The 26,125-nt window shown below is 27.3% G+C and carries 28 protein-coding genes and 1 riboswitch; of the genes, 1 reads left to right on the forward strand and 27 read right to left on the reverse strand.

Annotation, left to right across the window (positions count from 1 at the left end; all coding sequences use genetic code 11):
- Positions 1 to 142 precede the first annotated feature (142 nt).
- From ftsX to yedE, 19 genes are all read right to left on the reverse strand, one after another.
- On the reverse strand, positions 143 to 1,033 hold the full coding sequence (gene ftsX / locus ABDZ71_RS02650) for a permease-like cell division protein FtsX (RefSeq protein WP_343758579.1): 891 nt from the start codon (positions 1,031 to 1,033) through the stop codon (positions 143 to 145).
- Positions 1,023 to 1,709: a cell division ATP-binding protein FtsE gene (gene ftsE / locus ABDZ71_RS02655; protein ID WP_343758581.1), complete on the reverse strand. Its 687-nt coding sequence runs from the start codon at positions 1,707 to 1,709 to the stop codon at positions 1,023 to 1,025. The genes ftsX and ftsE overlap by 11 nt, the downstream gene beginning before the upstream one ends.
- Before the next feature lie 170 nt (positions 1,710 to 1,879).
- Positions 1,880 to 2,734 (reverse strand): YitT family protein, encoded by an 855-nt coding sequence (locus tag ABDZ71_RS02660; protein WP_343758583.1) that lies wholly within the window; start codon positions 2,732 to 2,734, stop codon positions 1,880 to 1,882.
- 281 nt (positions 2,735 to 3,015) lie between these two features.
- Entirely contained in the window at positions 3,016 to 3,957 is a 942-nt protein-coding gene (locus tag ABDZ71_RS02665; protein ID WP_343758585.1) for a transketolase family protein, read from the reverse strand.
- Positions 3,957 to 4,781 carry a transketolase gene (locus ABDZ71_RS02670; protein ID WP_343758587.1) on the reverse strand — a complete coding sequence of 275 codons (825 nt, stop codon included), beginning with the start codon at positions 4,779 to 4,781 and terminating at the stop codon, positions 3,957 to 3,959. The genes ABDZ71_RS02665 and ABDZ71_RS02670 overlap by 1 nt, the downstream gene beginning before the upstream one ends.
- Before the next feature lie 152 nt (positions 4,782 to 4,933).
- Entirely contained in the window at positions 4,934 to 5,284 is a 351-nt protein-coding gene (locus ABDZ71_RS02675) for a type II toxin-antitoxin system PemK/MazF family toxin (RefSeq protein WP_343758589.1), read from the reverse strand.
- On the reverse strand, positions 5,244 to 5,564 hold the full coding sequence (locus ABDZ71_RS02680; protein ID WP_343758591.1) for a CopG family ribbon-helix-helix protein: 321 nt from the start codon (positions 5,562 to 5,564) through the stop codon (positions 5,244 to 5,246). Before ABDZ71_RS02680 ends, ABDZ71_RS02675 begins: the two co-directional genes overlap by 41 nt.
- Positions 5,565 to 5,681: 117 nt before the next feature.
- Positions 5,682 to 6,842, reverse strand: a complete 1,161-nt coding sequence (alr, locus tag ABDZ71_RS02685) for an alanine racemase (RefSeq protein ID WP_343758593.1) — start codon at positions 6,840 to 6,842, stop codon at positions 5,682 to 5,684.
- A 27-nt stretch (positions 6,843 to 6,869) separates the two neighbouring features.
- Positions 6,870 to 7,487, reverse strand: a complete 618-nt coding sequence (locus tag ABDZ71_RS02690; protein ID WP_343758595.1) for a germination lipoprotein GerS-related protein — start codon at positions 7,485 to 7,487, stop codon at positions 6,870 to 6,872.
- Positions 7,488 to 7,739: 252 nt separating this feature from the next.
- Positions 7,740 to 9,239 carry an NAD(P)H-hydrate dehydratase gene (locus ABDZ71_RS02695; RefSeq protein WP_343758597.1) on the reverse strand — a complete coding sequence of 500 codons (1,500 nt, stop codon included), beginning with the start codon at positions 9,237 to 9,239 and terminating at the stop codon, positions 7,740 to 7,742.
- Positions 9,236 to 9,613 (reverse strand): holo-ACP synthase, encoded by a 378-nt coding sequence (gene acpS / locus ABDZ71_RS02700; RefSeq protein ID WP_343758599.1) that lies wholly within the window; start codon positions 9,611 to 9,613, stop codon positions 9,236 to 9,238. Before acpS ends, ABDZ71_RS02695 begins: the two co-directional genes overlap by 4 nt.
- A gap of 174 nt (positions 9,614 to 9,787) precedes the next feature.
- Complete coding sequence (locus tag ABDZ71_RS02705) at positions 9,788 to 11,194, reverse strand: alanine/glycine:cation symporter family protein (RefSeq protein ID WP_343758601.1); 1,407 nt, start codon at positions 11,192 to 11,194, stop codon at positions 9,788 to 9,790.
- A 552-nt stretch (positions 11,195 to 11,746) separates the two neighbouring features.
- Positions 11,747 to 12,097 (reverse strand): DUF6514 family protein, encoded by a 351-nt coding sequence (locus tag ABDZ71_RS02710; RefSeq protein ID WP_343758603.1) that lies wholly within the window; start codon positions 12,095 to 12,097, stop codon positions 11,747 to 11,749.
- A 221-nt stretch (positions 12,098 to 12,318) separates the two neighbouring features.
- On the reverse strand, positions 12,319 to 12,891 hold the full coding sequence (locus ABDZ71_RS02715) for a hypothetical protein (protein ID WP_343758605.1): 573 nt from the start codon (positions 12,889 to 12,891) through the stop codon (positions 12,319 to 12,321).
- 106 nt (positions 12,892 to 12,997) lie between these two features.
- Complete coding sequence (locus ABDZ71_RS02720; protein ID WP_343758607.1) at positions 12,998 to 14,311, reverse strand: Na+/H+ antiporter NhaC family protein; 1,314 nt, start codon at positions 14,309 to 14,311, stop codon at positions 12,998 to 13,000.
- A 73-nt stretch (positions 14,312 to 14,384) separates the two neighbouring features.
- Positions 14,385 to 14,499: riboswitch (SAM riboswitch) on the reverse strand.
- A gap of 59 nt (positions 14,500 to 14,558) precedes the next feature.
- Entirely contained in the window at positions 14,559 to 15,398 is an 840-nt protein-coding gene (locus ABDZ71_RS02725; RefSeq protein WP_343758609.1) for a YihY/virulence factor BrkB family protein, read from the reverse strand.
- Between the two features lie 292 nt (positions 15,399 to 15,690).
- Positions 15,691 to 15,927 carry a putative Se/S carrier protein gene (locus ABDZ71_RS02730; RefSeq protein ID WP_343758611.1) on the reverse strand — a complete coding sequence of 79 codons (237 nt, stop codon included), beginning with the start codon at positions 15,925 to 15,927 and terminating at the stop codon, positions 15,691 to 15,693.
- A gap of 1 nt (position 15,928) precedes the next feature.
- Positions 15,929 to 16,144, reverse strand: a complete 216-nt coding sequence (locus tag ABDZ71_RS02735; protein ID WP_343758613.1) for a sulfurtransferase TusA family protein — start codon at positions 16,142 to 16,144, stop codon at positions 15,929 to 15,931.
- A complete protein-coding gene (gene yedE / locus ABDZ71_RS02740) occupies positions 16,122 to 17,210 on the reverse strand; it encodes a YedE family putative selenium transporter (RefSeq protein WP_343758615.1) in 1,089 nt (362 codons plus the stop codon). The genes ABDZ71_RS02735 and yedE overlap by 23 nt, the downstream gene beginning before the upstream one ends.
- Positions 17,211 to 17,505: 295 nt before the next feature.
- Here yedE and ABDZ71_RS02745 point away from each other — a divergent pair, with 295 nt between their 5' ends.
- The gene (locus tag ABDZ71_RS02745) at positions 17,506 to 18,660 is read left to right on the forward strand and encodes an aminotransferase class V-fold PLP-dependent enzyme (protein ID WP_343758617.1); all 1,155 of its coding nucleotides are present in this window, start codon (positions 17,506 to 17,508) and stop codon (positions 18,658 to 18,660) included.
- A gap of 121 nt (positions 18,661 to 18,781) precedes the next feature.
- On the opposite strand, the gene ABDZ71_RS02750 is transcribed toward ABDZ71_RS02745, so the two are convergent.
- The 8 genes from ABDZ71_RS02750 to ABDZ71_RS02785 all read right to left on the reverse strand — a co-directional run bounded on the left by ABDZ71_RS02750 (position 18,782) and on the right by ABDZ71_RS02785 (position 26,017).
- Complete coding sequence (locus ABDZ71_RS02750; RefSeq protein ID WP_343758620.1) at positions 18,782 to 20,014, reverse strand: ABC transporter permease subunit; 1,233 nt, start codon at positions 20,012 to 20,014, stop codon at positions 18,782 to 18,784.
- A 2-nt stretch (positions 20,015 to 20,016) separates the two neighbouring features.
- Positions 20,017 to 20,934, reverse strand: a complete 918-nt coding sequence (locus ABDZ71_RS02755) for an ABC transporter ATP-binding protein (protein ID WP_343758622.1) — start codon at positions 20,932 to 20,934, stop codon at positions 20,017 to 20,019.
- A 216-nt stretch (positions 20,935 to 21,150) separates the two neighbouring features.
- Positions 21,151 to 21,591: a DUF134 domain-containing protein gene (locus ABDZ71_RS02760; RefSeq protein WP_343758624.1), complete on the reverse strand. Its 441-nt coding sequence runs from the start codon at positions 21,589 to 21,591 to the stop codon at positions 21,151 to 21,153.
- Positions 21,592 to 21,713: 122 nt separating this feature from the next.
- Positions 21,714 to 22,070, reverse strand: a complete 357-nt coding sequence (locus ABDZ71_RS02765; RefSeq protein WP_343758626.1) for a NifB/NifX family molybdenum-iron cluster-binding protein — start codon at positions 22,068 to 22,070, stop codon at positions 21,714 to 21,716.
- Between the two features lie 12 nt (positions 22,071 to 22,082).
- Complete coding sequence (locus ABDZ71_RS02770; protein ID WP_343758628.1) at positions 22,083 to 22,934, reverse strand: ATP-binding protein; 852 nt, start codon at positions 22,932 to 22,934, stop codon at positions 22,083 to 22,085.
- Entirely contained in the window at positions 22,925 to 23,758 is an 834-nt protein-coding gene (locus ABDZ71_RS02775; RefSeq protein WP_343758630.1) for a nucleotide-binding protein, read from the reverse strand. The genes ABDZ71_RS02770 and ABDZ71_RS02775 overlap by 10 nt, the downstream gene beginning before the upstream one ends.
- 20 nt (positions 23,759 to 23,778) lie before the next feature.
- Complete coding sequence (locus tag ABDZ71_RS02780) at positions 23,779 to 24,159, reverse strand: NifB/NifX family molybdenum-iron cluster-binding protein (RefSeq protein WP_343758632.1); 381 nt, start codon at positions 24,157 to 24,159, stop codon at positions 23,779 to 23,781.
- 136 nt (positions 24,160 to 24,295) lie between these two features.
- A complete protein-coding gene (locus tag ABDZ71_RS02785; protein WP_343758634.1) occupies positions 24,296 to 26,017 on the reverse strand; it encodes a methyl-accepting chemotaxis protein in 1,722 nt (573 codons plus the stop codon).
- Between the last annotated feature and the right edge of the window lie 108 nt (positions 26,018 to 26,125).

Genomic DNA, 26,125 nt, shown 5'->3' on the forward strand with positions numbered 1-26,125 from the left:
CAATAAAGTATAATTTTAACATTAAGTTCATTTTTAAAAAGTCCCTATAAAATTAGCATGCACAGTTTATAAGAAAATATATATCCAAAATATTCTTATATCTATGCATGCTAAAATTGTTAATTTTATTAATTATTTATGTTTATACTGATAAGAATTTTCTTATAGATAGTATACTTCCAAGAGCACCTATTATAACTCCTCCTATAATAAATATCCATAATACATTAGATATTATATAAGAAGGTTGTAATAACTTAATAAATACTAAGCCTACAGATGCTTTTTGGAAAACTATTCCGTATATCCAATAAAGTATTCCTACAGATAACAAAGATCCTATTATACCTATAATTATACCTTCAAATATAAAAGGCCATCTTATAAACCAATCTGTAGCTCCTATATATTTCATTATATTGATTTCTCTTTTTCTTGAATAAACTGTTATTTTTATAGTATTACCTATAAGGAATAATGAAACTCCTATAAATACTAAAAATAAAGCTAAGCCTATCCATTTTAAAGTACCAGTTACTTGAGTAATCTTGTCTACTATTTCTCTTCCATCTTTTATCTCTTCTATACCAGCATTACCTTTTATCTTTTTAACTACTTGTGATACTGCTTCTGGTTTTTTAACTTTGATAATTAATGAATTAGGAAGGGGATTTTCTTTTTTTAACCCTTCAACTAAACTTTCATTTTCTTCTCCTAGTTGTTCTTTAAATTTATCTAAAGCATCATTTTTTGTTTCATATGTAATTTTTTCTACATCACTAATTTCATTTACCTTTTGTTTTAAATCTTTTTCTTGTTTAATGTTTATATTATCTTTAAGAACTACTCTAACTTCTACTTTAGATTCTACTTGTTTTATAAGCTGTTGCACATTCATCATTGATAAAACAAATACACCTAAAATAAATAAAGTAGCAGCTACTGTAGCTGCAGACGCAATACTTAATGTCTTATGTCTTTTTAATCCTCTTAAGGAGTCTACAACAAAATATTTAATTGTACTAATCTTCATATACGTAAACACCTCTTTCTTTATCACTAGCAACAGCACCATTTTCTATAGCTATTACTCTTTTTCTCATCTGATTTACTATATCTTTAGCATGAGTAGCCATAACTATTGTAGTTCCAGCACGATTAATATCATTTAAAACATCCATTATTTCTAGAGATGTCTCTGGATCTAGATTACCAGTAGGCTCGTCTGCAATTAACAATGATGGGTTGTTTACTATAGCTCTAGCTAAAGAAATTCTTTGTTGTTCTCCACCTGAAAGTTCATGTGGAAAAGCTTTGTATTTATTAGACAATCCAACCAAAGATAAAACCATAGGAACTTTTTTCTTTATATCTCTATGATTTGCCTCTATAGCTCTCATAGCAAAAGCTACATTTTCATATACATTTAAGGATGGTATAAGTCTAAAATCTTGAAATACTACTCCTAACTTTCTTCTATAATAAGGTACCTGTTTTCTATTAATAGAAGTAATGTCTGTTCCAGCAACTACTATTTTCCCATTAGTTGGCTCAATCTCCTTTAGTAAAAGTTTTATAAAGGTAGATTTACCAGCACCACTAGGCCCTACTAAAAATACAAATTCACCTTTTTCTATATTTATATTTATATCAGATAGAGCGTATTTATTTTTATCATACATCTTGCTAACATTCTTAAATTCAATCATTAACCTAATCTCCCCTTATTATGACTTGTTTCGTCATACACTATAAATATAATTGACTATGAACATTATATCACATTGAATGTGAAAATAAAAAATTAAATTATTGTAAAATATACAAAAAATATCTGTATATGAATACAGATATCTTTAGGCTACATCTATTTTATTTTTTAGTTTTCTCCTACTATATCTTTAAATCCTTCCCCTAAAACTTCGTGTGCATCACTAACTGTTATAAAGGCTCTCCTATCTACTTCTTTTATATAATTCTTTAGTTTTATAAACTCTTTTCTATTTAATACAGTATATAAAACATATCCTGAAGAATTGGTATATACTCCTGTTCCAGTAAACACTGTACACCCTCTATTTAGGTCATTTATTATATATTTACTTATATCTTTATAATTTTTACTAATTATTAATATTTGCTTTGACATATTAAGTCCTTCAATTACATAATCTATCATAAATCCATTAATAATTACACAAAATAAAGCATACATACCTATTTCTATGCCAAAGGAAGCCGCTGCAAATAAAGTAACAATAAAATCTACTATTAGTAAAGCTTTTCCTATATCTAAATGAAAAAATTTATTAAGTATTTTAGCTAATATATCTGTTCCTCCAGTAGAGGCATTTTGATTAAAAACTATAGCCATTCCTATTGCTGATATAAAAATACCAAATATCGCTGCTAAAAACAAATCATTTGTTACTGCATGATTATTTGGATTAATTTTTTCTAATACTCCTACTATACCAGCTAGCATAAGCCCTGCATATATAGTCTTAGCTCCAAACTTATTCCCTATAACTATAAATGCTATTATGTATAAAAAGATCTCCATTATAAGCATAAGAAGTCCTACTGATAAAGCAGGAAAAAAACTATTAATAATAATTGCTATACCAGTAGTTCCTCCAGCTGCTATGTTATTAGGCTTTAAGAAAAATGTTACACTTATTGCAACTAAAAAAACCCCTAAAGTTATAAGACCATACTCTTTTATTTTCTTCATAATTTTACCTCCCCACATAATATATAAAAACATATTTTAGGCATATAAAAATAACTAAATTTGAATGTGCCTTATATAAATAGTATCCTCATCCTATTTTAAAATATTTACCTAAATAAATAATATAAATAAACTTATAAAAATATTCCAAAATATAAAAAATAGTTCAATTATATGTTCATATTAAGATTAAAATCATTAATTATCAGTAAATATTTCTCTAATTTTGCAAATAGAAAAGGGAAGGTGTTATCCACCAACCCTTTATTATTCGTCAGCAATTATTTTAATTTCATTGCTTCTTTTACTTTTTCTACTATGTCTTTTTTAGTTAAACCATAAGCTTCTAATAATTCAGCTGGTTTACCACTTTGACCAAAGACATCTTTTATGCCTACTCTCACAACTGGTACTGGACAAGTTTCACTTGCTACTTCACAAACTGCTGAACCTAATCCACCAATTATGCTATGTTCTTCTACTGTAACTATACAACCTGTTTCTTTAGCTGCTTTTTCTATTATACATTTATCTATAGGTTTTATAGTATGTATGTTTACAAGTCTTGCCTTTATACCTTCTTTTTCAAGTTCTTCACAAGCTTCCATACATGTTGAAACCATTATTCCTGTAGCCATTACTGTAATATCTGAACCTTCTTTTAATTCTACACCTTTACCTATCTCAAATTTATAATCTTCATTATCATTTATTACAGGTACAGCTGCTCTTCCAAGCCTTACATAACAAGGTCCATCATACTTAGCTACTGCTTCTATAACTTTTTCTGTTTCAACAGCATCACTTGGAGAAATTACAGTCATATTTGGTAAACTTCTCATTAAAGATATATCTTCAACAGATTGATGAGAACCACCATCTTCTCCTACTGTTATACCTGCATGAGTTGCACATACTTTTACATTTAAGTTAGGATAACATATTGAGTTTCTTATTTGTTCAAAAGCTCTTCCAGTTGCAAATACAGCAAAGGTACTAGCAAATGGTATTTTATCACAAGTTGATAATCCTGCTGCTACACCCATCATATTTCCTTCAGCAATTCCCATATTTATAAATCTTTCTGGGCAAACTTTTTTAAATTCTGCTGTTTTAGTAGATTTTGAAAGATCCGCATCTAAAACTACTACATTTTTATTTTCTGAAGCTAATTTCGCTAATGTTTTTCCATAAGCTTCTCTAGTTGCTATATTTTTTGTCATTACATGTCACCTCCGATTTCCTTTAAAGCTTTTTCGCATTCTTCTTTACTTGGAGCTTTTCCATGCCAACCAGCTTCATTTTCCATAAAAGATACACCTTTTCCTTTTACAGTTTTACAAACAACCATAGTTGGTTTTCCTTTAACTTCTTTAGCTTTTTCTATAGCATCTATTAATTCATTAAAATCATGTCCATCAGCTTCTATTACATTGAAGCCAAAAGCTTTAAATTTCTCTGGTACTGGATCTGCTGACATAACTTCTTTGCAAGGTCCATCTATTTGTAATCCATTCCAATCAACAAAAGCTGTTAAGTTATCTAACTTATAATGAGCTGCTGCCATTGATGCTTCCCAAACTTGACCTTCTTCTAACTCTCCATCTCCTAAAATTGTGTATACTCTATAATCTTTATTATCTAATTTAGCAGCTAAAGCCATTCCTACTGCTGTAGATATTCCTTGACCTAAAGATCCTGTAGACATATCTACCCCATCAACATCATTCATGTTTGGATGACCTTGAAGAATTGAACCTAATTTTCTTAATGTACTTAATTTTTCCACATCAAAATACCCTCTTCTTGCAAGAGTACTATAAAGTGCTGGAGCTGCATGTCCTTTAGAAAGTACAAATCTATCCCTATTTGGATCCTTAGGATTCTTAGGATCTATATTCATTTCATTAAAATATAAAGTTGTAAGTATATCTGTTGCAGATAAAGATCCGCCTGGATGACCAGAAGCAGATTCTGTAAGCATTGAAATTATATCTTTTCTTATTTGATTAGATACTTGTTTAAGCTCTTCTATGTTTTTTTTCATTACTTTACCTCCGTTTAATTTTATTATCCTAGGTATTAACTATAACTATTGTATCATAAAATTTTAATTTTATATATAAATAAAGACAAAGAACCAGTGAAAATTGTCACTGGTTCTTGAATAATTCTAAGGAATAAAAAATCCTTATTTTTCTAGTTTAAAGCTATGCTTATTAAAAGCGCTTTATCTACTTTTTGCATATCGTCTTGACTCATATGACCAATCTTTTCTTTTAATCTTCTTTTATCTAAAGTCCTAATTTGTTCTAATAAAACTACCGAATCTTTATTTAAACCATAAGCTTCTGAGGATATTTCTACATGTGTTGGAAGCTTAGCTTTATTTATTTGAGAAGTTATTGCTGCGATTATAACAGTAGGACTGTACTTGTTACCAACATCATTTTGTATAATGATAACTGGTCTTATTCCCCCTTGTTCTGACCCTACAACTGGGCTCAAATCAGCATAAAATATATCTCCTCTTTTCACTATAGTTGTCATTTGGAAAATCACTCTCCGAAAGCATATCTTCATATTTTTTCAAATCTTCTATATCTTTCACAAAACCGCTTTCTGCAAAATCACTATTTATTTTTGCCATCTCCATGTAACCTTTTTTCATTTGTTCTATTTGGTCTAACTTTTTTTTCTTCTCTATATATAGTATTATAGCTTCCCTAAAAAATTCACTCTTTTTTTTAGATTCTTGCTTTAATATTTCATCTAATTCTTTATATAGTGTTTCAGAGAGATTTACAACAACTTTTTTTTCCCCTGACATATTAAAATTAATACCTCCTATTTCAGCTTATGCTAAAAATGTATAGATTAATTATATATTTCATTAAAATGTCTGTCAAAGAAATTCATAATGTATTTTATTGTATTAATTGATTTTTTATGAATAGTTTCTAATATTAGCTATATTGCCCTTTTCAACATAGACTCTAGGTACTCTTTTACTAATATTACATACAACTTCATAGCTTATTGTACCTATTTCTTTTGCTATATCTTCAGCTGTATAACTTAAATCATTAGAACTTCCCATAATTGTTACAGGATCTCCAATTTTAGCATCTTTTATATCTGTAACATCAACCATACACTGATCCATACAAATACGTCCCACTATAGGTGCAAACTGATTATTTATAATAACTTTACCTTTATTGCTAAGTAATCTATTATATCCATCTCCATAACCTACAGGCAAAGTAGCTATTACACTTTCTCTTTTTGTTATAAAAGTTCTACCATATCCTATATATTCCCCTTTAGGTAATGTTTTTATGTGAACTATATTAGTTTTCAAAGACATAACTGGTTCTAATTTAAGTTTTTCTTCTAAAACATAATGGGATGGATAATATCCATAAATTATTATTCCAGGCCTTACTCCATCAAGATGAATATCTTCTAAATCTATAATACTTGCACTATTAGCTACATGTTTTAAAGGTATTTCTATATTTCTTTCTTTTAATTTATCTATAAACCATTTAAATCTTTTAATTTGAAATAATGTATATTCTTTATCTGATTCATCAGCATCAGAAAAATGAGAAAATATTGCTTTAATATTTATATTAGGCAATTGATTTATTTTACATATTTCTTCTATGCTATCATCCTTAGGTAAAAAACCTAATCTTCCCATTCCTGTATCTAAAGCTATATGAATATTTAAAGTCTTGTTTTTTATTCTTGCCAATTTTGATAATTCATAAGCATCTTTATAAGAATAAATTGTTTGTTCTATATTGTTATCTATAAGTATATCCCCTAAAGAAGGAGAAGTATATCCAAGTATCATTATTGGGCAATCTATTTTAGCCTTTCTAAGTTCTAATGCCTCACTTAATACAGCTACAGCTAAAGAAGATGCACCATTTTTTAATAATACAGGAGCAATATCTATAGCTCCATGTCCATATGCATTTCCTTTTACTACTGCAATAACTTCTTTACTTTTAGAAATTCTTCTTATTTCTCTCATGTTATTTTTTAATTTATCTAAATCAATTTCCGCCCAAACTGGTCTTAAGTATCTTAACAAACTCCCACCAACCTTTTAAATTTTTATCTATAATTTATTAGGATTAAATAAGTCTTTATTTTGACTTACATTTGGTTTAAAATTTTTGTACATAACATTAACACTTTGACGGTTTTTATTATCAAAAATTATTAACTTATATGGTATATGTTCTTTTTTGCTTACATACAATTCTGCTCTAGAAGTGTTTCTGTTATTACCTGGTATTATTGTTTTTATAACCTCATAGGCAGTATCATTTATGTCCACATTATCTACTTTTATTTCTTCATTTGTATAAAGTAAACTTATATACTCACTTATAAAAGTTAATTTATATATTTTATCAAAGTCTTTATCCGTATCATATTTTATGTTGTTACCTATATCTTTCACAAATATTTTACTGTCATTATACAAAAATACTCTTTTTTCATTAAGTTCCATTCTATATCCTAAATTCTTATCATAAAATTGCTTTCCTTTATGTTTAATTTCTTGCTTATCATTTTTTATAACTATATCTGCACTACAAGTATAGTTATCTATGTTCTTTAAATACTGTAAACTTTCTCCATAATTTTTATCATTATTTTTAAAATAGAAAAATAATATAGAAGATAAAACTATTGCAATTATAGAGCTTATAATAATTATTTTTTTCATATGAGGCCTCCAAAATATATTCCTTTAGGCATATAGAAATAAATAACAAGTCAAAAATCCACAGATATTTTGTTAAATACAGTAAGTTAGCTTCTAACAATAGTTTTGCTATGACTAATTTCTAAGAGAAAAGTAGTTAGCAAAAACACTAATATACTGACTAATTATTTATTTAGAATTGCCTTATAATTCATTAATAATATTATTCTTATAAATATATATATATTACTAAAGACCTTCATATAAATATAATTATTTATATTGGAATTCTTTTATAGAAATCGGTATTTCTTTTAATACATCACTTGCACTAACAGAAAACATTGATTTTGCTAACTTATCTCCTGTATAACCATGTATATATGCTGCTAAATATGCTGCTTTCATGCTACTATAACCTTGACCTATAAAGGATGTTATCATTCCAGTTAAACAATCACCCATTCCACCAGATGCCATAGCACTACTTCCTGTAGAATTTATAATTAAGCTTTCTCCATCAGTAATTATTGTATTATAGCCTTTCAAAAGAAGTATAACTCCATATTTATTAGCAAATTCCTTTGCTAATTTTAATCTATTCTTACTTATATCCTCTATTGAATAGCCAGTTATTCTTGAAAATTCTCCAAAATGAGGTGTTAATATAATATCTGATTTTGCTTTTTTTAATATATCCAAATTATCTTTTAAAGCATTTATTCCATCTGCATCTATAATTAAAGGACAATTAGATTTTTTTATTATTTTTTCTAAAAATCCTTTTGTATATGAATTGTTACCCATACCTGGTCCTATAGCAATAGAATTACTTTTCTCTATTAAAGATTCAACAATACTATCTTCATAAGTAAATACCATAGCTTCTACTAATTTAGATGCAACCACTTCATATATATCCTTATGACATACTAAATTTACAAGTCCTGATCCAGATTTTACTGCAGCTTCTGTACATATATAAGGAGCTCCTGAAAATCCTTTACTGCCTGATACAATTAATACTTTTCCATAGGTACCTTTATGTCCATATTTTTTTCTTTTAATAAGATTTTCCTTAATATTTTTTTCTTCTATAATAAATTTTTTTTCATAAAACTTATCTATAACTTTTTCTGGTATCCCAATACTTGTAACAACTATCTTTCCAGTAAATTTATCTGTACCATAATTTAAAAATCCTTCTTTATATAATTGAAAAGATACAGTCTTATTTGCTTTTATACAATTACCTTGAACTTCTCCAGTATCACCATTTAATCCTGAAGGTACATCAATTGATAAAGTATATTTACTATTTTCATTTATTATAGATATAACTGAATCATAAACTCCTGCTACATCCCTTGTTATACCTGTGCCAAATATAGAATCTATAACCATATCGCTTTTATTTATAGCATCTCTTAAATTTGTTACATCTTCTATATTTTCTACTTTAGTTATATTTACTTTCATATTTTTAAGTATTTCATAATTAACCTTACAATCATTACTTAATTTCTTTGAAGATCCAATTAAAAAAACTTTTACGTTTTTGTTTAAAGTATATAAATGTCTTGCAACTCCAAGTCCATCTCCACCGTTATTTCCACTTCCACATACTACAACAAAATTATGGTAGTTATTTAAATCTATATTATCTATAACTTTTAAAACTGCATTTTCCATTAAAACAATTCCTGGTATACCTAGATTATTTATACAATAGCTATCTATTTTTCTTGATATTTCACATGAAGCTATTTTCATAAAATCACCTCCAACAAAGCATATGCAATAGCATCTTTTTTACTGTGAGATATACTTACATGAATTTTATACTCTCCTAAATCTTTGGCAATATTTAATGCATTTCCATAAAGATTCACTATAGGTTTACCTAACTTATCATTTAACACTTCTATATCTTTAAAACCAAATCTTCTAAATCCAGTACCTAACGCTTTTGATATTGCTTCTTTAGCAGCAAATCTTCCTGCTATAGATTCCTGCATATTTTTTTTATTCTTAAAATATATAACTTCTTTCTCAGTAAAGAGGTTTTTTATAAAATTTTCATTTCTATCTATAGCTTTTTTAATGCGGTGGATTTCTATGATGTCTGTTCCTATCCCTTTTATCAAAGTCTTTCCTCCTAACTAATAAGCAATTTCATAAGGTACATTTAAATAAATACTATTTTAAAATATTTATTTTATAAATTAGTTATCTTATTATTATATTTTATACTTTTAAAATATATAATAAAGTACCACTAAAGAACTTTTTTTCTAAAAATGTGGTTTAATCTATTAAAATTAACTTATTACTTCTTCTATATCTTCTTCTATAAGATTATTATCATTAATTTCTTTAAAATATTTTCTAGTTTCATTCACTATAATACCACTAAGACCTATAATAGCTATTAAATTCGGTAAAGCCATAAGGGCATTAGATATATCTGCTATTTTCCATATAACATGTAAATCAAAAGATGGTATAGCTACTAATCCAATTAAAAGTATAAATATAATCTTATATAATTTTATGCCTTTTACACCAAATAAATATACTACACATCTTTCTCCATAATAATTCCACCCTAATATAGTAGTAAAAGCAAATAGTACAAGGCCTAATGTTATTATGAAACTTCCCACTACACTTGGAAAAGGTAATCCTTTTTGAAAAGCTAAACTTGTAATAGCTGCACCCTCTATTCCTTTAGTATTCCAAGCTCCAGTTATAACTAAAACTATTCCAGTAAAACTACATATAACAACAGTATCAAAAAACGTTCCTGTCATACATACAAGCCCCTGTTTAACTGCTGATTTAGTTTTTGCGGCTGCCGCTGCAATTGGTGCACTTCCAAGTCCAGCTTCGTTAGAAAATACTCCTCTTGAAACACCACTTCTTATAGCTAAAATAATTGTAGATCCTAAGAATCCACCACTTGCCGCCATTGGTGTAAATGCTGATTTTATTATAAGACTTATAGTTCCAGGTAATTTATCTATATTAGTTATTATTATAGTTAATGCTCCTAATACATATAGTGTAGCCATAAATGGCACCAATTTTTCTGCAACTTTTGATACACTTTTTATTCCCCTCAATATTACTAAAGCTACTAGTACCATTATAATTACTACTGTTATCGGTACTGGTACTCCTAAATTAACATTAACAACACTTGCTATAGAATCAACCTGAGTTAAACTTCCTATACCTAAACTAGCTGCTATTATACCAAACACAGCAAACATTTTTGCTAAAATTTTATTATTAATACCTCTTTCTATGTAATACATAGGTCCACCAGACATTTCACCATTTTCATCTTTAACTCTATATTTAATAGCTAAAAATCCTTCTGCATATTTTGTAGCCATTCCAAATAACGCTGCCATCCACATCCAAAATAAGGCTCCTGGACCTCCTGTTTTTATTGCTATTGCTACTCCAACTATGTTTCCTGTACCTATAGTTGCTGCAAGGGCAGTACATAAAGCAGCAAAACTAGATACATCTCCTTGTTCTGATTTTGAATCTGATTCACCTTTATCAAATATACTTTTTAAAGACATAGGTAATTTAGAAATTTGCATTCCCCTAAGTCTTATAGTTAAATAAATCCCAGTACCTACTAAAATGACTAAAAGTGGTGCACCCCATAAAAAATCGTTAATAACAGTTAAATATTTCATGAATTGTTCCATTATTTTCCCCCTTGTTTTTTAAATTCATCATTAGTACATAAAACTAACCTTTTAATTAAATCTAATTTTTTAATAAATCACCTTAAAATAAATAAGTGCTAAATATACGATTTTATAAAAAACATAAATAAACTAGCCTAACTAAGTTAAACGTTTACTGTAAAGATTACTATTATATTTATGAAAAATTAGTCACAGTTATAAAGAAATTTTAAGATGATTTGTTTTTTAGTATACATTGGAAGTTTTTAGATAAATTTATAAGGTCGGTATTATAAAATTGAATGAGTATAATTTTAATTATGTAAATTGCTTAAATAAAAATACAAATGATGTTGTAAATAAATTTAATGATATGTAAAAATTAATTTTAAAATATATCTACTAATGCTTAAGATTAGTTTGCTCAAAGAAAATTATACCATTAGTTCAATAGTTAATCAATTAATTGTTTGTATATTTTTTATTTTATGAATATTGCAATATTCAAAAAGTCTTAATCCAATTTATATTTTATAAAAAAAAAACTGGTAAAATACCAGTTCCTCTTTATTATAAATTCTCCTTTAAAGCATTATCATAATCTAATACATAGTTATCAACATACTCTCCTAATATATCAACTAAATGTATTGGAGATACTATATTGTCATATAGCATTTTTAATAATTTTTTTACTTTAACTTTTCTAGGACTAACGTTCTTTATGTAGTTTTTATTTTTACCAACAAGTTTTCCATCTATAAAATCTTCTCTTTCTATGCCTATGCCATAAGATATGACTTTAACTTTATCACATTCTGATGAAAAATATATGTCATTTTGTAATAATTCATAATGATATATGTACTGTTTGCCATCAATATTAGCTTTCTTAACTAAATTTTCTTCTACAGTTATCATATATTCCCCCCCAATACTATTGACTTTAATAATATGCTAACACACATACTATATAAAATTCTGTCATTTCATGATAACTGTTATAAATAAACGTGCACATTATCTTGACAACATAAACATATTAATTTCATATATATCTCTTTTTTTCTGCTTTAAATGTAATAAAAATACATTTATGTTATTATTTACTTGGACTTCTTGTCATTTATAGTATTATTTTGCTATTGTTTTTTTTTAGTAAATTTTTTAATTATATCCAATAAGCTTCTTTTTTTAAGTCCAATGCACTTACAAATATCTTCCATAATCATAATAGTTATTACTATTGCTGAAATATCTTCTTTGTTATAATCAAGAAGTTGATATTTTATCTTATACCTCATTATTACATCTCTTCTACATGTCATATCTTCATAAATTTTTATGATAGAGTTATATATAGTTTTATAGGAAGTAATAAGAAAATTTTCTTTTACCGAATTATTACTATTAACTATGTCCTTAATAACCTTATTTGTTTGACCTACTCTATAGTACATTCTTATTAAATTTATATAATTGTTTGTTATAAACTTGCTTATTATATACTCATCTATTATTGCTATATTACCTTCTGTATTAAACAATATAACTAAATCTATCTCTTCATTTTTTTTCTTCTTTACATCTTCAATCATTTTTTTAACTCTATCTTCGAATGTAGTTTTAAAAGTAGCGTCTGAAACTAAAAAATTTATTCTTTTAGCAACAGACTGTTCAACAAATGAAGAAAAATCTCTATATACTCTTTTCATAAAACCGCCTTCTTCCCGATTATAAATAATATTAAAAATATAAAAAAACTCTAACACTAGATAGTATTAGAGTTTTTCTATATTTTTATAACTATATATTAATATTCTATTGTGCTTTAACAGAAGAAGCTTTAAGTTTAGGTACTCCTAAAACTATAGCCAAAAGTGATATTATTCCTAATAAATAAGGATAATATAAATATCCCATTATAGAAAAAGGAGATATCTTAGCTATTCCTGCTGCTGCTAAAAGTTGAGCTCCATAGGGTATTATTCCTTGGCAAAAGCAAGAAAATGTATCTAAAATACTTGCACTTTTTCTTGGATCAACATCATATTTATCTGCTATATCTTTTGCTATAGGTCCTGCCATAACAATTGCTATAGTATTATTTGCAGTACATATATCTACTACGCTAACTAAAAGAGCAATTCCAATTTCTGCTCCCTTTTTACTTTTAACATTTTTCTTTATTAAATTTAACAAGAAATCTATTCCACCGTTATGTTTTATTAATTCCACCATTCCACCTATTATAAGTGATATAATAACTAATTCAGTCATTCCAGATATTCCTTTTCCTATAGATTGAAATAATGTTATTATATTAAAATTACCATAAATTAATCCTATGGCTCCTGAAAAAACTACGCCTCCAACTAAAACTAATATAACATTACATCCTAATAATGCTGCTATTAAAACAGATATATAAGGCATAACTTTTATAAAAGAATAGCTATAATTTCCTTGAAGTAATGCTGTTTTATCTTTTGTTATAATAGCAAAAATTATTGCTGTAATTATAGCTGCTGGTAATGCTATAGAAAAATTCATTCTAAATTTATCTTTTAATTTACAATTTTGAGTTCTTGTAGCTGCTATTGTAGTATCTGATATCATAGATAAGTTATCTCCAAACATAGCACCACTTACAACTGCTGCAACTGCTAATGCCATAATTATACCAGTTTTTTGTGATATTCCAACGGCCATTGGAGATAGGGCTACTATAGTTCCCATAGAACTTCCTATTGATATAGATATAAAACAGGCTATAACAAATATACCTGCTATAAGTATATTACCTGGTAATATACTTAATCCTAAGTTTACTGTAGAATCAACAGCTCCCATATCTCTAGCTACTTGCGCAAAAGCTCCTGCTAATATAAATATTATACACATTAAAATTATATTTGAATCTCCAGCTCCAGTACAAAAAATATCTAGTTTTTCTGATATAGTCTTTTTTCTATTCATAAAAATAGCACAAATTCCTGCTATTAAAAAAGGCACACTCATAGATACAGCATAAAAATCCCTAGAAATAATTCCTATAAATACGTAAACAATCAAAAATACCAATAATGGCATTAAAGCAAATACATTTCCTTTACTTAATTTTTTTTGCTCCATTACTCTTCCCCCTTATTTTTGTATAATAAAAAAACTTCTTGCAGATTAATACAAGAAGTTTGATATCCTTTATATCTCATCTGCCAGGTACATACCTGCTGGAATTAGCACCTTGCAAGATAAGAATTAATTACCTTACTGGTTGCTGGGCTTCATAGGGCCAGTCCCTCCACCTCTCTTGATAAGAGTTTTTATTAACTTTTGAATATATTATACATTATCCTTTAAAATAAATCAACATAATTATCTATAAATAGTTTTTTCTTCTAGGTTTTTCTTTCCCTTCTCTTTTAAATGCCCTCATTGCATTTATTTCTCCACCAGTAATTATTATTATAGATGTTAAATAAAGCCATACCAAAAATACTATTACAGCACCTATGCTGCCATACAACCTAGAATAATTATTAAAGTTATCAACATAAAATGAAAATCCTAAAGATACAACTATCCAAGCTACTGTTGAAAATAGTGCCCCTGGAAGTACATCTCTCCATCTTAATCTTATGCTAGGAGTATAATAATATACTAATGCAAATATTAAAATTGCAATAGAAACCATTATTACATATCTTATTATATTCCATATATTATTAAATTCATATGCAAGACCTAATTTAGCTACAACTGTTTTTCCTATAACTCTACCAAATACTAATAAAAATATTGTCATTATTAATATTATTGCTAATGCAATTGTACTAATTAAAGTCATTATTTGTACCTTTATAAAAGATCTATTTTCTTCTATATCATAAGCTTTATTAAGTCCTCTTATAACAGCTCTAAATCCTGCTGTTGCTGCCCATATAGTTATAAATATACTTAAAGAAAGAATATCGCTATTTTGACTATTAATAATATCAGTAACAGTACTATATATTAATAGATATGTTTCTTTAGGAAGTATTTCTCTTAGTCCTAAATATAAATCATCTGCTTTTATAGGCAAAAAACCTACTAAGGTAATTAAAAATATTAAAAAAGGAAATACAGAAATTATTAAGCTATATGCTAATTGAGAAGATAAAGCTAACACTTCATCATCAAGAAATCTTTGAACTAAATTTTTAATATCTTCTATCATTATAATACCTCTCAATTTATATCAATTTGTATAAGGAACATTAAAAAAATATAATCATAATATTTGAATCTTTAAATTATATTTTGTATTAGTCTATAGGATTTTATACTCCTCTTATAATTTAAACAAAATTACCTTTATTTGTAAATAATAAATTATATAAATTAATTTTAATATAACAGAATCATAACATATAAAATTACTATATTAAATAAAAAATAACCCTATAAATTAGGCACTTTCCTTAGCCTCCAATTTATAGGGTCTACTTTATTTTAAACAATCCTTTTAATTATTCATTTCTATAAATACAACAATACTCTTTATCTGACATTTTAAATATTTTTTCTATATCTTCTGTTATTATTTCACTTACATCCTTATCATAAAAAAATTTTACACCTATACCACAATTTGAACTTAATTTTCTAGGAACTGGTAAAGTTTTATTTTTTATATTTTGCTTTTTTAAAAACCTGCTATACTTTATAGCTCCTGAATGAGTAAAAAATATACTAATATACTCCATTTTATTTCCTCGCTGACATTACATAATAATCATTTTCTTCTTTTATATTAACTTTATACCCTGAATTTTTCATAAATCTTTGTACATTACCTTTTGCAGTTACATTATCTACAAAAACATCTATTCCATCTGGATTTTCATTTAAGCCCTTTTTTGTCATAAGAACTGGTTGAGGACAAGATACTCCTCTAGCATCAATTTGCTTCAACTTTAGCATCCCCTTTCATCTTTACATTAACATCTTTTTCTATATTAAAATAAGAAATTCCAAGTACTAATACTAATCCTATTATTACAGCTATTTTCCCATTTGGTGTAGGTCCTTTTGGACTTGCAGCCAAACTAAAATTATGGCAAAATGCCGCTCCAACTAACATTCCTAAAACAGCCATAACTGAATCTATATTACCTTCAGCTGAAAGTATTAACTGTCTCATAGGGCATCCCCCTAAAAGTATTGAAGCCCATCCTACAAGAGTCATACCTATAAAGTTCCATAAAGCATCTGCATGTGCAACTGGCTGACCTACTAATCCAAGTTTAAATTTTCCTATTATTAAATTACCTATTAAAGTAAAGATAAAAATTGCTATAAAGCCGGATAATAAATAACTATCTTTAAACATTATCAAATCTCTTATTCCACCAACCATGCAAAGTCTACTTCTTTGTGCTAATATTCCTACTATAAGACCTGCAGTTAAAGCAATAACTATTGGTGCATGGGAGGCTCCTGGTCCCTTTTTACTAAAAAGTATAAAAGCTGGAGCAGCAACTAAAAGTACAAAAAGAAATACATTTACAACTGGAAATAAGTATCCTTCTGTCTTAGTTAATCTATAGTTTCTTTTCAAGCTAAATCCTTTGTTTAAAAAGACTATACCTATTACTATTCCAACTATAAATCCTAAAAGTCCTGTAATAGCATTTAGATCTCCTCCTCCTAATCTTAAAACCATTCTTAAAGGACATCCTAAGAACATTAAAGCTCCTACCATAACTACAAATCCTAATATAAATCTTATAAAAGGTGATGATCCTCCTCTAGAATCAAATTCTTTCTTTGAAACTGCCATAACAAAAGCACCTAATACCATACCAATTATTTCTGGTCTTATGTATTGAACTACAGGAGCTCTATGAAGACCAAGTGATCCTGCTATATCTCTTATAAAACAAGCAATACAAAATCCCATATTAACTGGATTACCAAAGTAAACCAATAAAACTGCAATTATTCCCACTACAGCTCCAGTAAATATTATACCTTTTTTACTATCCACTCTTACTTCCCCCTCATCTTTTTTGTTTCATTTTAAGTTATTGTAATATGCCAATTACAGATTAACAAAATATTCATAATAAGTTAAATAGTTTATTTTTATAGATGGTTCTACAAACTATAACCAAAACTTATAGTAATATCCAAAATACTCCTTTGTATGTTAAAATCTAAGTAACTAAAATAGACATATTTTTTAGCATAACTAGCAGTATTTTAATTATTTTTATTAATTAAGACACATTAAATTATAAAATTACACTATTTATTTTAATAATAAAAATGGGGGTTTTAATATGAATGGTATTTATTTAGACAATGGAGCTACATCTTTTCCTAAAGCACCTAAAGTTTCCCAAAGTATTTCTAACTACATAACAAATATAGGTTGTAATGTTAATAGGGGAGTATACGCTAATTCTTTAACTGCTGAAAATATACTTTTTGAAACAAGAGAACTCATTTGTTCTTTATTTAATTATGATAAAGCTGAAAATGTTGTATTTACTAAAAACATAACAGAAAGTTTAAATATTATAATTAAAGGTTTACTTAAAAAAAATGATCATGTAATAATATCTTCTATGGAACACAATGCAGTTATGAGACCTTTAAGTTCTTTATCAAAGAAAGGAATAGAAATATCTAAAGTTAAATGTAATTTACAAGGTGAATTAAATCCAAAAGATATTCTTCCTTTAATAAAAGATAACACGAAAGCTATAATTATGACCCATGGGTCTAATGTGTGTGGAACTGTTCTCCCTTTAGAAGAAGTTGGACAAATATGCAAAGAAAATAATCTAATTTTTATAGTAGATACAGCTCAAACTGCTGGATTTTTAGATATTGATATGAAAAAAATAAACGCAGATTGTATAACTTTTACTGGTCACAAAAGTCTTTTAGGACCTCAAGGTATTGGTGGCTTTGTAATAAAAGATAGTCTTATACCTAAAACAAATTCTTTAATTGAAGGTGGCACTGGAAGTTTATCTGAATATGAATATCAACCTGAATACATGCCAGATAAGTTTGAAAGTGGAACAATGAATATTCCTGGTATATATGGATTAAACTCCTCACTAAAATATTTAAATGAAATTGGACTAAATACTATAAGAGAAAAAGAATTGCACTTAACTAAGTTATTTATAGATAAAGTAAAAAATATAAATGAAGCTACCCTTATAGGACTAGATGGTATAAAAAAAAGAACCCCAGTGGTTTCTTTAGATTTTAAAAATCATGATAATGCGGATATTGCTTTCATGTTAGCTAATGAATACAGTATAATGACAAGATGTGGACTTCATTGTGCTCCATCTGCTCACAGAACTTTACATACATTTCCTCAAGGAACTGTTAGATTTAGTTTTGGACATTTTAATACTGATAAAGAAGTGGCCTATGCTATAGATAGCATCTATAAATCTTTAGATTCTCTATAAATTATATTAAATTAAAATATAATTTAATATTTTATTAGAAAGTTAAAATAAAAAGCATATGTAATGAAAAATACTTTACTATATAATTCACTACATATGCTTTATTTACTTTATATATTAATTATATTAATATATCTTTCTTTTTAAAGACAATATATCCTATTAAATAACATACTACAGACCATGCAACCATAACACCTATTCCAAACATTACTGTCATATTTAAATTACTATTCTTAAGTATCAAGTCACCTCTCATTAAAGCAAATGGATCACCATAAGATACAAATAATAAATGAATAGAATTTTTTATTTTTGATAAAGGTATACTTTGAAGTATATTAAACATTACTAAAACTATTATAGTAGTTGCCATAGAAATCATACTACTTTTACATAAACAAGATATCATAAATGCAAAAGCACATACAGTTGTTATAAATAAGGCCTGTAAAAGTAATCCTTTGATTAAGAATTGGCCTATTGGTACTATAGTTGAACTTCCTACAACTTGTATTAAAGGTTTAGTACCATTTTCAGCTAATTGTGTACCATATTTATATAAAGTTCCTGAAACTACAGGATAGGAAGAATTTCCAAAATCTTTAAATATACCTACTACTAAAAATGATACCAATTCTACAGCTGTTATCATAACTATAGATATTAAAGTTACAGCAATAAATTTTGAAAAAAGTACTTTCCCTCTAGATGTAGGTTGTACTAGTAAAAATTTTAATGTAGGTGGAGTTGATTCTCCAGAAACTATATCACTCATAAATACACATACACCAACAGCTAAAAATAGAATTCCTAGCATAGATACTGTACCTAAAATAAAATTATATGAATTAAAACTCCATTCTGAAACTGGTTTTATATTATGTTCTTTAAGATAATTTAATTCTTTTAACTGAGATCTAATTCTACTTTTTTCAGCTTCTGGTATTTTTTCATCATTTATTGTTTCTTTTGATTTTTCTATTTTAGAATTTAACTCTTTTTTCCAATCAATTTCTTTTTCACCTTTTTTTATTTTATCTTCTAAGACTTTTATTCTTTCATTAAGAGCTTTTTTTTCTATTGAATTTTGTTGTACAAATCTTTCATACTCAATTTTATCTTCATGCTTTAATTTTTTTTCTCTTTCTTTAAAATCTTTCTCTACTTGTTTAAGTTGCTTTTTAGAATCAGTTAATTGGTATTCTAAAGAATTTTGTTTTTCCATACTTTTGCTAGCATAATTATTAGCAACTCCCATAAGTCCTACTAATAAAACAAATAGTACAAATACTATCCAAGTCTTTTTTCTTTTAAGGGTTTTAATAATTTCATTTTTTATTAATGCTCCCATAGCTATCTTACGCCTCCTTCAACAAGTTCCATATATCTTTGCTCTAGTCCTTTATGTTTCTTATAAATTTCCACAACATCAACATCTAATTTAACAAGAGCTTTTACTAATTCACTAGAACCATTTTTTTCAGTTACAACATTAAATTCTTCTTTATCTTTATAGAAACTCTTAACAAATTTTAGCTCTTTTAATATTTTAGATACTTTCTCTTTATCAATATCTTTTACCACTAAAGCTAAAGTTTCTGTAGATATTTTTTCTTCTTCCTCATCCATTCTTTCTACTGTTTTTATTTCTCCCTTATTTATAAAGGCTACTCTATCACAAAGTTCTTGAACTTCACTTAAAATATGGGATGATATAAAGACTGCCATATTTCTCTCTCTTGCTGCTTTTCTTACAATTTCTCTAAAATCTAATATACCAGAAGGGTCTAATCCGTTAGTAGGTTCATCCAAAATCAAAAGACTAGGATTAGATATTAAAGAAGCTGCAAGTCCTAATCTTTGCTTCATTCCTAAAGAATACTTTTTAACTTTATCATCTATTCTATCTTTTAATCCTACTAATTCTATAAGTTCATCTATTTCTTTTTTTTGCACTTTTCTTATTCTTGCAATTTGCATTAAATTTTCTCTACCGGATAAATACTTATAAAGCTCAGGATTTTCTACAACAGCTCCTACATTTGCTAATGCTTTTTCTTTTTCATTTAAAAGATCCTGTCCTTTAATTTTTATACTTCCTGAATTAGGTTTTATAAGTCCTACAAGCATTCTTATAGTAGTAGTCTTACCTGCTCCATTTGGTCCTAAGAATCCAAAAATTTCTCCTTCTTCTACAGAAAAATTTATACCTTTTATAATTTCTCTTTTCCCCAGTTTTTTTCTTACATCTGTAACTTCTAAAACTTTCATTTTAAATTCCTCCTGATTTCCTAATAAATAAATACTACCACTAATTGTTAAAATTTTTATTAATCATTTCTTAATAATTCCTTATGAATAAGTTTAATTTTTTCTTATAATATTAAATGTTTTATTGAAAATTAAAAATAAATACTAACATTTTAAACATCTAAACAAAAAAACTTTCCACAACCTGTGGAAAGTTTTTATTTAAACTTAATCTATCTATTCACTTTTTTTACACCATCTATGACAAAACTTTCTGCCTTTATCACAAGCTACATTTGAAGAACCACACTCTGGGCAACTTCTTCTATCTTGCTCATATTTTATTTCATACACATTACCACAATCTAAACACTTAAATTTACAATGCTTAGTTGTATAATTACCACCGTTTATATTTATAGCCTTTCCTTCTGTTAAAGCAATAGCTATTTTTTTACGTGCACTGTCTATTATGTTTTGGAAAGTCTGTCTTGATATAGCCATTTTTTGTGCACATTCTTCTTGACTTAGTCCATCAATATCTTTTAATCTTATAGCTTCTAATTCTTCTACTTTTAAATTCACTTCATCTATCTTACATTTTTGTTTTCCTAAAGGTATAAAATAAGTACTCTTTGGGAAAAACTCAACTTTTCTTACTTTAATTGGCCTTGGCATATCATTTCCTCCCTGTATTTTTTACATTCATAGCTTTAAAACAATATTTCTCGTTAAAACTTTATTATATTATACTACATTTTAATTATTCTACAGGGATTACTTTAAATATATTCTTAATATTAACAATGACCTTCATCTTCATGTTCATGTTCTCTACATACACTACCTGTAGATTTTACAAGACCTTTAATATATCCATCTAAAATATCATCACAATTACCTTGAGCTCCAACTACAACTTTTATATTATTTTCTGCAAATAATTCTTGAGCGTGTTCTCCCATTCCTCCTGCTATAATTACATTAACATTTAATTCTCCTAAGAATTTAGGTAAAAATCCTGGTTTATGTCCTGGGTTTTTAGCAAACTCTTTATCTAAAACTTTTTCACCTTCAACATTATAAATAGTAAACCCTTCACAAAATCCAAAATGTCCACTTACTATATTTCCTTCACTTGCAATAGCTATTCTCATACTTTATTCCTCCTATTTAAATATTATATTTTTTATATTTGACCACATATCTCTTATTGCTTCATTTGCTTTACTCTCTTTATAATATACTATTGGTTTTAATTCATTAATAGACTTCATAACTAACTCATCATAAGGAATTTTACCTACAATATCTAAATTTTTAAGTTTAGCAAATTCTTCTATTTTTAAACTCATATCTAAATTAATATCAAATTTATTTATACAAACCATAGTAAAAACACCAAAATACTCACAAAGTTCTTCTACTCTCTTTAAATCTTCAAGACCAGATTGAGTTGGTTCTGTAACTACAACTATAGCATTGCTACCTGCTATAGATGCAATTACTGGGCATCCTATTCCAGGTGATCCATCAGTTATAACTATAGAATCTTTTTTAGCAAATTCTCTTCCCTGTTTTTTTAATTCTGTTATAAGCTTACCTGATCCATCGCTTCCTATTTCCATCTGAGCCCTAGCAATTATTCCTTTTTCAGTTTCAGTAATATACATATCTGCACTTTTTTCATCTTCAAGTCTTATTGCGTCTTTAGGACAAACTAATGCGCAACTTCCACAGCCTTCACAACTAAGCTCATCTATCTTACAATCTTTTATAGCATTAAACTTACAAAATTGCTCACACTTACCGCATTTTATACACAAATTCTCATCTATTACTGCTTTCTTACTTCCAGAGAAATCAGCACTTTTTATATTTTTACCACCGTAAAATAAGTATAAATTTGGTGCATCAACATCACAATCTATTTTTACTACATCATCTATAAGTTCTGAAAGAGCTGTAGCTATAGTTGTTTTGCCTGTTCCACCTTTTCCACTTAAAATAGCTATTTCCATGGAAGCACCTCCTTTATATCAAAAACTATCTTATCAAACATATTCTTATACTTTTCTGTATCATAAAGCATATGTCCTCTAGAATATATCTTAGCAACATCTTTGCTATAAGGTATATGTGCTAATATTTTTATATTATTTTCCATGCAATAATCTATAACTTCATTTTTTTCATCAGAATTGCTTTTATTTATAACAATTCCAAAAGGAATATTAAATTTTTTAACAAGCTGAACTGCCATATTTAAATCATGTAATCCAAACTTTGTAGGCTCTGTAACCAATACAGCTCCATCTACATACTTAAGAGAATTAACCACATTACAAGAAGTTCCTGGAGAACAATCTACTATATTAGTACCTTCTGGTATACTATCTAAGACATTTCTAATTACTGGTACTGCCATTGGTTCTCCTATATCAAGTAATCCTCTTACACATTTTAAATTTTTATAGTTTCCTTCTTCAACAATTCCCACTTTTCTTTTTTTAAAAGTTATTGCATCTTTATCACAGGCAACTTCACAGGCTCCACATGAATGACATATTTTTTCAAATAAAATAATGTCTTCTTTTACCTTAGCTAAGGCATTAAATTGACATGCGTTAACACATTTGCCACATAGACTACATTTTTCCTCTACAATAAAAGGATATTCTGTAAGTACATCTCTTTTTTTAATATTGTCAGGTTTTAAAAATATAAACCCATTAGGTTCTTCTACATCACAATCAATATAGTTTGCATTCATGGCAATGGCAAGATTAGTAGATACAGTTGTTTTACCAGTTCCGCCTTTTCCACTTAGAACTGCTATATTCAATTTATTTTCCTCCTCTGAATCTATTTTCTATTTCCACCCATATTCATTCCAGTATGTGGTGCAACCATACTCTTTAATTCGGATAAATTTCCTTCTCTATATTCTTTTATAGCTGAATTCACATCAACTACTGCACTTTTATATACCTTTATGTCTGTTTTATCTATTAAATTAAAAGCATTAGGTCCTAAATTACCTGTTATTATAATATCTATATGTTCATCAATAAGTTGCTGCGCTGCTGCAATACCTGCACCACCACCGGATATTTGACCTTTATTTTGTATAGCTTTTCCTTCTTTTGTTTCTGTGTCATAAATCTGAAAATATGCACATCTCCCAAATCTAGAATCTAGTGAATCTTCTAATGATGCTCCCATAGATGAAATTGCTATCTTCATTTATATCAATCCTTTCTCTAAACTTATTATTGGCATTTGCTATTTATATATTAATCCTATATTTAGTTTTTGTCAAATGCCAATTAAAAAAAGAAGAAATTAATTTATTTAATCTCTTCTTATACTATATATTTTTTTAAATTTTAAATTTACTAACTAATCCGTTTAATTTTTCAGCAAATTCTGCTTGACTTTGAGCCGTTGCTGAAACCTCTTCCATTGCACTAGTAGCATCATCTACATTTCCTAATATATCTGATGTGTACTCTGCTGAGTTTTGGGCTATAGAAGCCATATTTTGTATTGCTCCATTAACTTGATTAACAGTAGCTTCAATCTCTTCTGTCATAGAAGCTAAATCTTCTGACATATTACTGACATATTCAGAATCATTATAATATCTTTTTCCTGTTCTTAAATATTTATCTGCCATATCATTTACTTTAACATTAACAAAATCTAAAACTTCATTACTATCATCAGATAAATTTTTAAAAGCACTTTGAACTTTATCTATTGTAAGTTGTATTGTAGATACAGTTTTAGCTGATTGTTCTGCAAGAGTCCTTACTTCTTCTGCTACTACTGCAAATCCTTTTCCATGTTCCCCAGCTCTAGCAGCTTCTATAGCTGCATTTAAGGCTAAAAGATTAGTTTGTTCTGCAATACCTCCAATAGCATCTGCCATAACTTTAATTTCTTCTACTACTTTTCCTGCTTCTATAGATTCTAATATCTTTTTCTCTGTATTTTTATATACTCTTTGAGTATCTTCAATAGCATCTTTTGCAATCCCTTGTACTCTTATAGCATTTTTCTTAGAATCATTAGCATTATTACTTCCATCTATAGATTTTTGTGAAAGTTCTCCAACACTTGAGTTTATTTCTTCCATAGAAGCTGTTATCTCTTCTGATGATGCACTGGTTTCTTGAACTCCTTTATTTATATGAGTTGTTGATTCATCAATAACTTCAAATTTAGCAGTTAACTCTTCCATTGTTGCAGATAACTCTTCACTTGAAGCACTCATATTTTCCAAATCATTCATCACCACTTTTATAAGCTCTTTAACATTATCTTGGGCAGTATTTAAAGCAATTGCTGTTTCACTCATTTCATCTTTACCAGTAACAGTTATTGCTTCAGAAAAATCATATAATGATAATCTACTTGCTAAGTCTTTTATTTTGTCTAACCCTTTTAAAATATCTTTCGTTATTATAGTGGAAGATAATACTGTTAACACTAAACATATGATAATAATTGATATTATCATATTCTTAGAACCTTTATAAATTTCAGAATTATGTTCATTAAAATCTTTAGCTGAATTTATATTTATATCTCTTAATTTTTCCAAACTTTTAAGCATTTTTTCTTTATTTTGACTAACTCCACTTTGATAAAGAGCCTCTGCTTCTTTAAATTTTTTATTCTTTATCATGCTAATTACTTTTGCTCTATCAGCAACATACCTTTGTACATAATCTTTGAATTTTTTATAAGCATTCTTTTCTTTTTGTGTAGTTTGTAAAGCCTCATACTTTCTTAATGTGGAATAGTTTATTTCAGCAATATTATCCAATTTCTTTATTCTTTCTTCAGTTTTCTTATAAGATGCATTTCTATCATATAACATACAACCAAATTGTACTCTTTGTTCATTTATATTTGATCTGACTTCTTCTGTATATTTAACAGATAATAAATTAATATTATACATATCTTCAGTATTACTATTAATTTTTGAACTAGACGTTATTCCCATTATTCCTGTTATACATATTAAAATACCTAATAAAGAAAAGGTAGTAATAAGTTTTGTTTTAACCTTAATTTTTCTAACTATGTTCATATCAATTTCCTTTCAATACATTATTATGAATTATTTTACACTGTATACTATTATAACTTTTTTCGACCTTTTTTACCAATATTTTATTAATAATGTTAAAATAACCAA

Origin of the sequence: Clostridium oceanicum (genome assembly GCF_039521385.1) — a bacterium.
Classification (GTDB): Bacteria; Bacillota; Clostridia; order Clostridiales; family Clostridiaceae; genus Clostridium_F; species Clostridium_F oceanicum.

Excerpts from the sequence above, each read along its gene's own strand:
- ftsX (WP_343758579.1), bottom strand. The coding sequence starts at position 1,033 with ATGAAGATTAGTACAATTAAATATTTTGTTGTAGACTCCTTAAGAGGA.
- ftsE (WP_343758581.1), bottom strand. The coding sequence starts at position 1,709 with ATGATTGAATTTAAGAATGTTAGCAAGATGTATGATAAAAATAAATAC.
- ABDZ71_RS02660 (WP_343758583.1), bottom strand. The coding sequence starts at position 2,734 with ATGAAGAAAATAAAAGAGTATGGTCTTATAACTTTAGGGGTTTTTTTA.
- ABDZ71_RS02665 (WP_343758585.1), bottom strand. The coding sequence starts at position 3,957 with ATGACAAAAAATATAGCAACTAGAGAAGCTTATGGAAAAACATTAGCG.
- ABDZ71_RS02670 (WP_343758587.1), bottom strand. The coding sequence starts at position 4,781 with ATGAAAAAAAACATAGAAGAGCTTAAACAAGTATCTAATCAAATAAGA.
- ABDZ71_RS02675 (WP_343758589.1), bottom strand. The coding sequence starts at position 5,284 with ATGACAACTATAGTGAAAAGAGGAGATATATTTTATGCTGATTTGAGC.
- ABDZ71_RS02680 (WP_343758591.1), bottom strand. The coding sequence starts at position 5,564 with ATGTCAGGGGAAAAAAAAGTTGTTGTAAATCTCTCTGAAACACTATAT.
- ABDZ71_RS02690 (WP_343758595.1), bottom strand. The coding sequence starts at position 7,487 with ATGAAAAAAATAATTATTATAAGCTCTATAATTGCAATAGTTTTATCT.
- ABDZ71_RS02695 (WP_343758597.1), bottom strand. The coding sequence starts at position 9,239 with ATGAAAATAGCTTCATGTGAAATATCAAGAAAAATAGATAGCTATTGT.
- ABDZ71_RS02705 (WP_343758601.1), bottom strand. The coding sequence starts at position 11,194 with ATGGAACAATTCATGAAATATTTAACTGTTATTAACGATTTTTTATGG.
- ABDZ71_RS02710 (WP_343758603.1), bottom strand. The coding sequence starts at position 12,097 with ATGATAACTGTAGAAGAAAATTTAGTTAAGAAAGCTAATATTGATGGC.
- ABDZ71_RS02715 (WP_343758605.1), bottom strand. The coding sequence starts at position 12,891 with ATGAAAAGAGTATATAGAGATTTTTCTTCATTTGTTGAACAGTCTGTT.
- ABDZ71_RS02720 (WP_343758607.1), bottom strand. The coding sequence starts at position 14,311 with ATGGAGCAAAAAAAATTAAGTAAAGGAAATGTATTTGCTTTAATGCCA.
- ABDZ71_RS02725 (WP_343758609.1), bottom strand. The coding sequence starts at position 15,398 with ATGATAGAAGATATTAAAAATTTAGTTCAAAGATTTCTTGATGATGAA.
- ABDZ71_RS02730 (WP_343758611.1), bottom strand. The coding sequence starts at position 15,927 with ATGGAGTATATTAGTATATTTTTTACTCATTCAGGAGCTATAAAGTAT.
- ABDZ71_RS02735 (WP_343758613.1), bottom strand. The coding sequence starts at position 16,144 with ATGCTAAAGTTGAAGCAAATTGATGCTAGAGGAGTATCTTGTCCTCAA.
- ABDZ71_RS02745 (WP_343758617.1), top strand. The coding sequence starts at position 17,506 with ATGAATGGTATTTATTTAGACAATGGAGCTACATCTTTTCCTAAAGCA.
- ABDZ71_RS02750 (WP_343758620.1), bottom strand. The coding sequence starts at position 20,014 with ATGGGAGCATTAATAAAAAATGAAATTATTAAAACCCTTAAAAGAAAA.
- ABDZ71_RS02755 (WP_343758622.1), bottom strand. The coding sequence starts at position 20,934 with ATGAAAGTTTTAGAAGTTACAGATGTAAGAAAAAAACTGGGGAAAAGA.
- ABDZ71_RS02760 (WP_343758624.1), bottom strand. The coding sequence starts at position 21,591 with ATGCCAAGGCCAATTAAAGTAAGAAAAGTTGAGTTTTTCCCAAAGAGT.
- ABDZ71_RS02765 (WP_343758626.1), bottom strand. The coding sequence starts at position 22,070 with ATGAGAATAGCTATTGCAAGTGAAGGAAATATAGTAAGTGGACATTTT.
- ABDZ71_RS02770 (WP_343758628.1), bottom strand. The coding sequence starts at position 22,934 with ATGGAAATAGCTATTTTAAGTGGAAAAGGTGGAACAGGCAAAACAACT.
- ABDZ71_RS02780 (WP_343758632.1), bottom strand. The coding sequence starts at position 24,159 with ATGAAGATAGCAATTTCATCTATGGGAGCATCATTAGAAGATTCACTA.
- ABDZ71_RS02785 (WP_343758634.1), bottom strand. The coding sequence starts at position 26,017 with ATGAACATAGTTAGAAAAATTAAGGTTAAAACAAAACTTATTACTACC.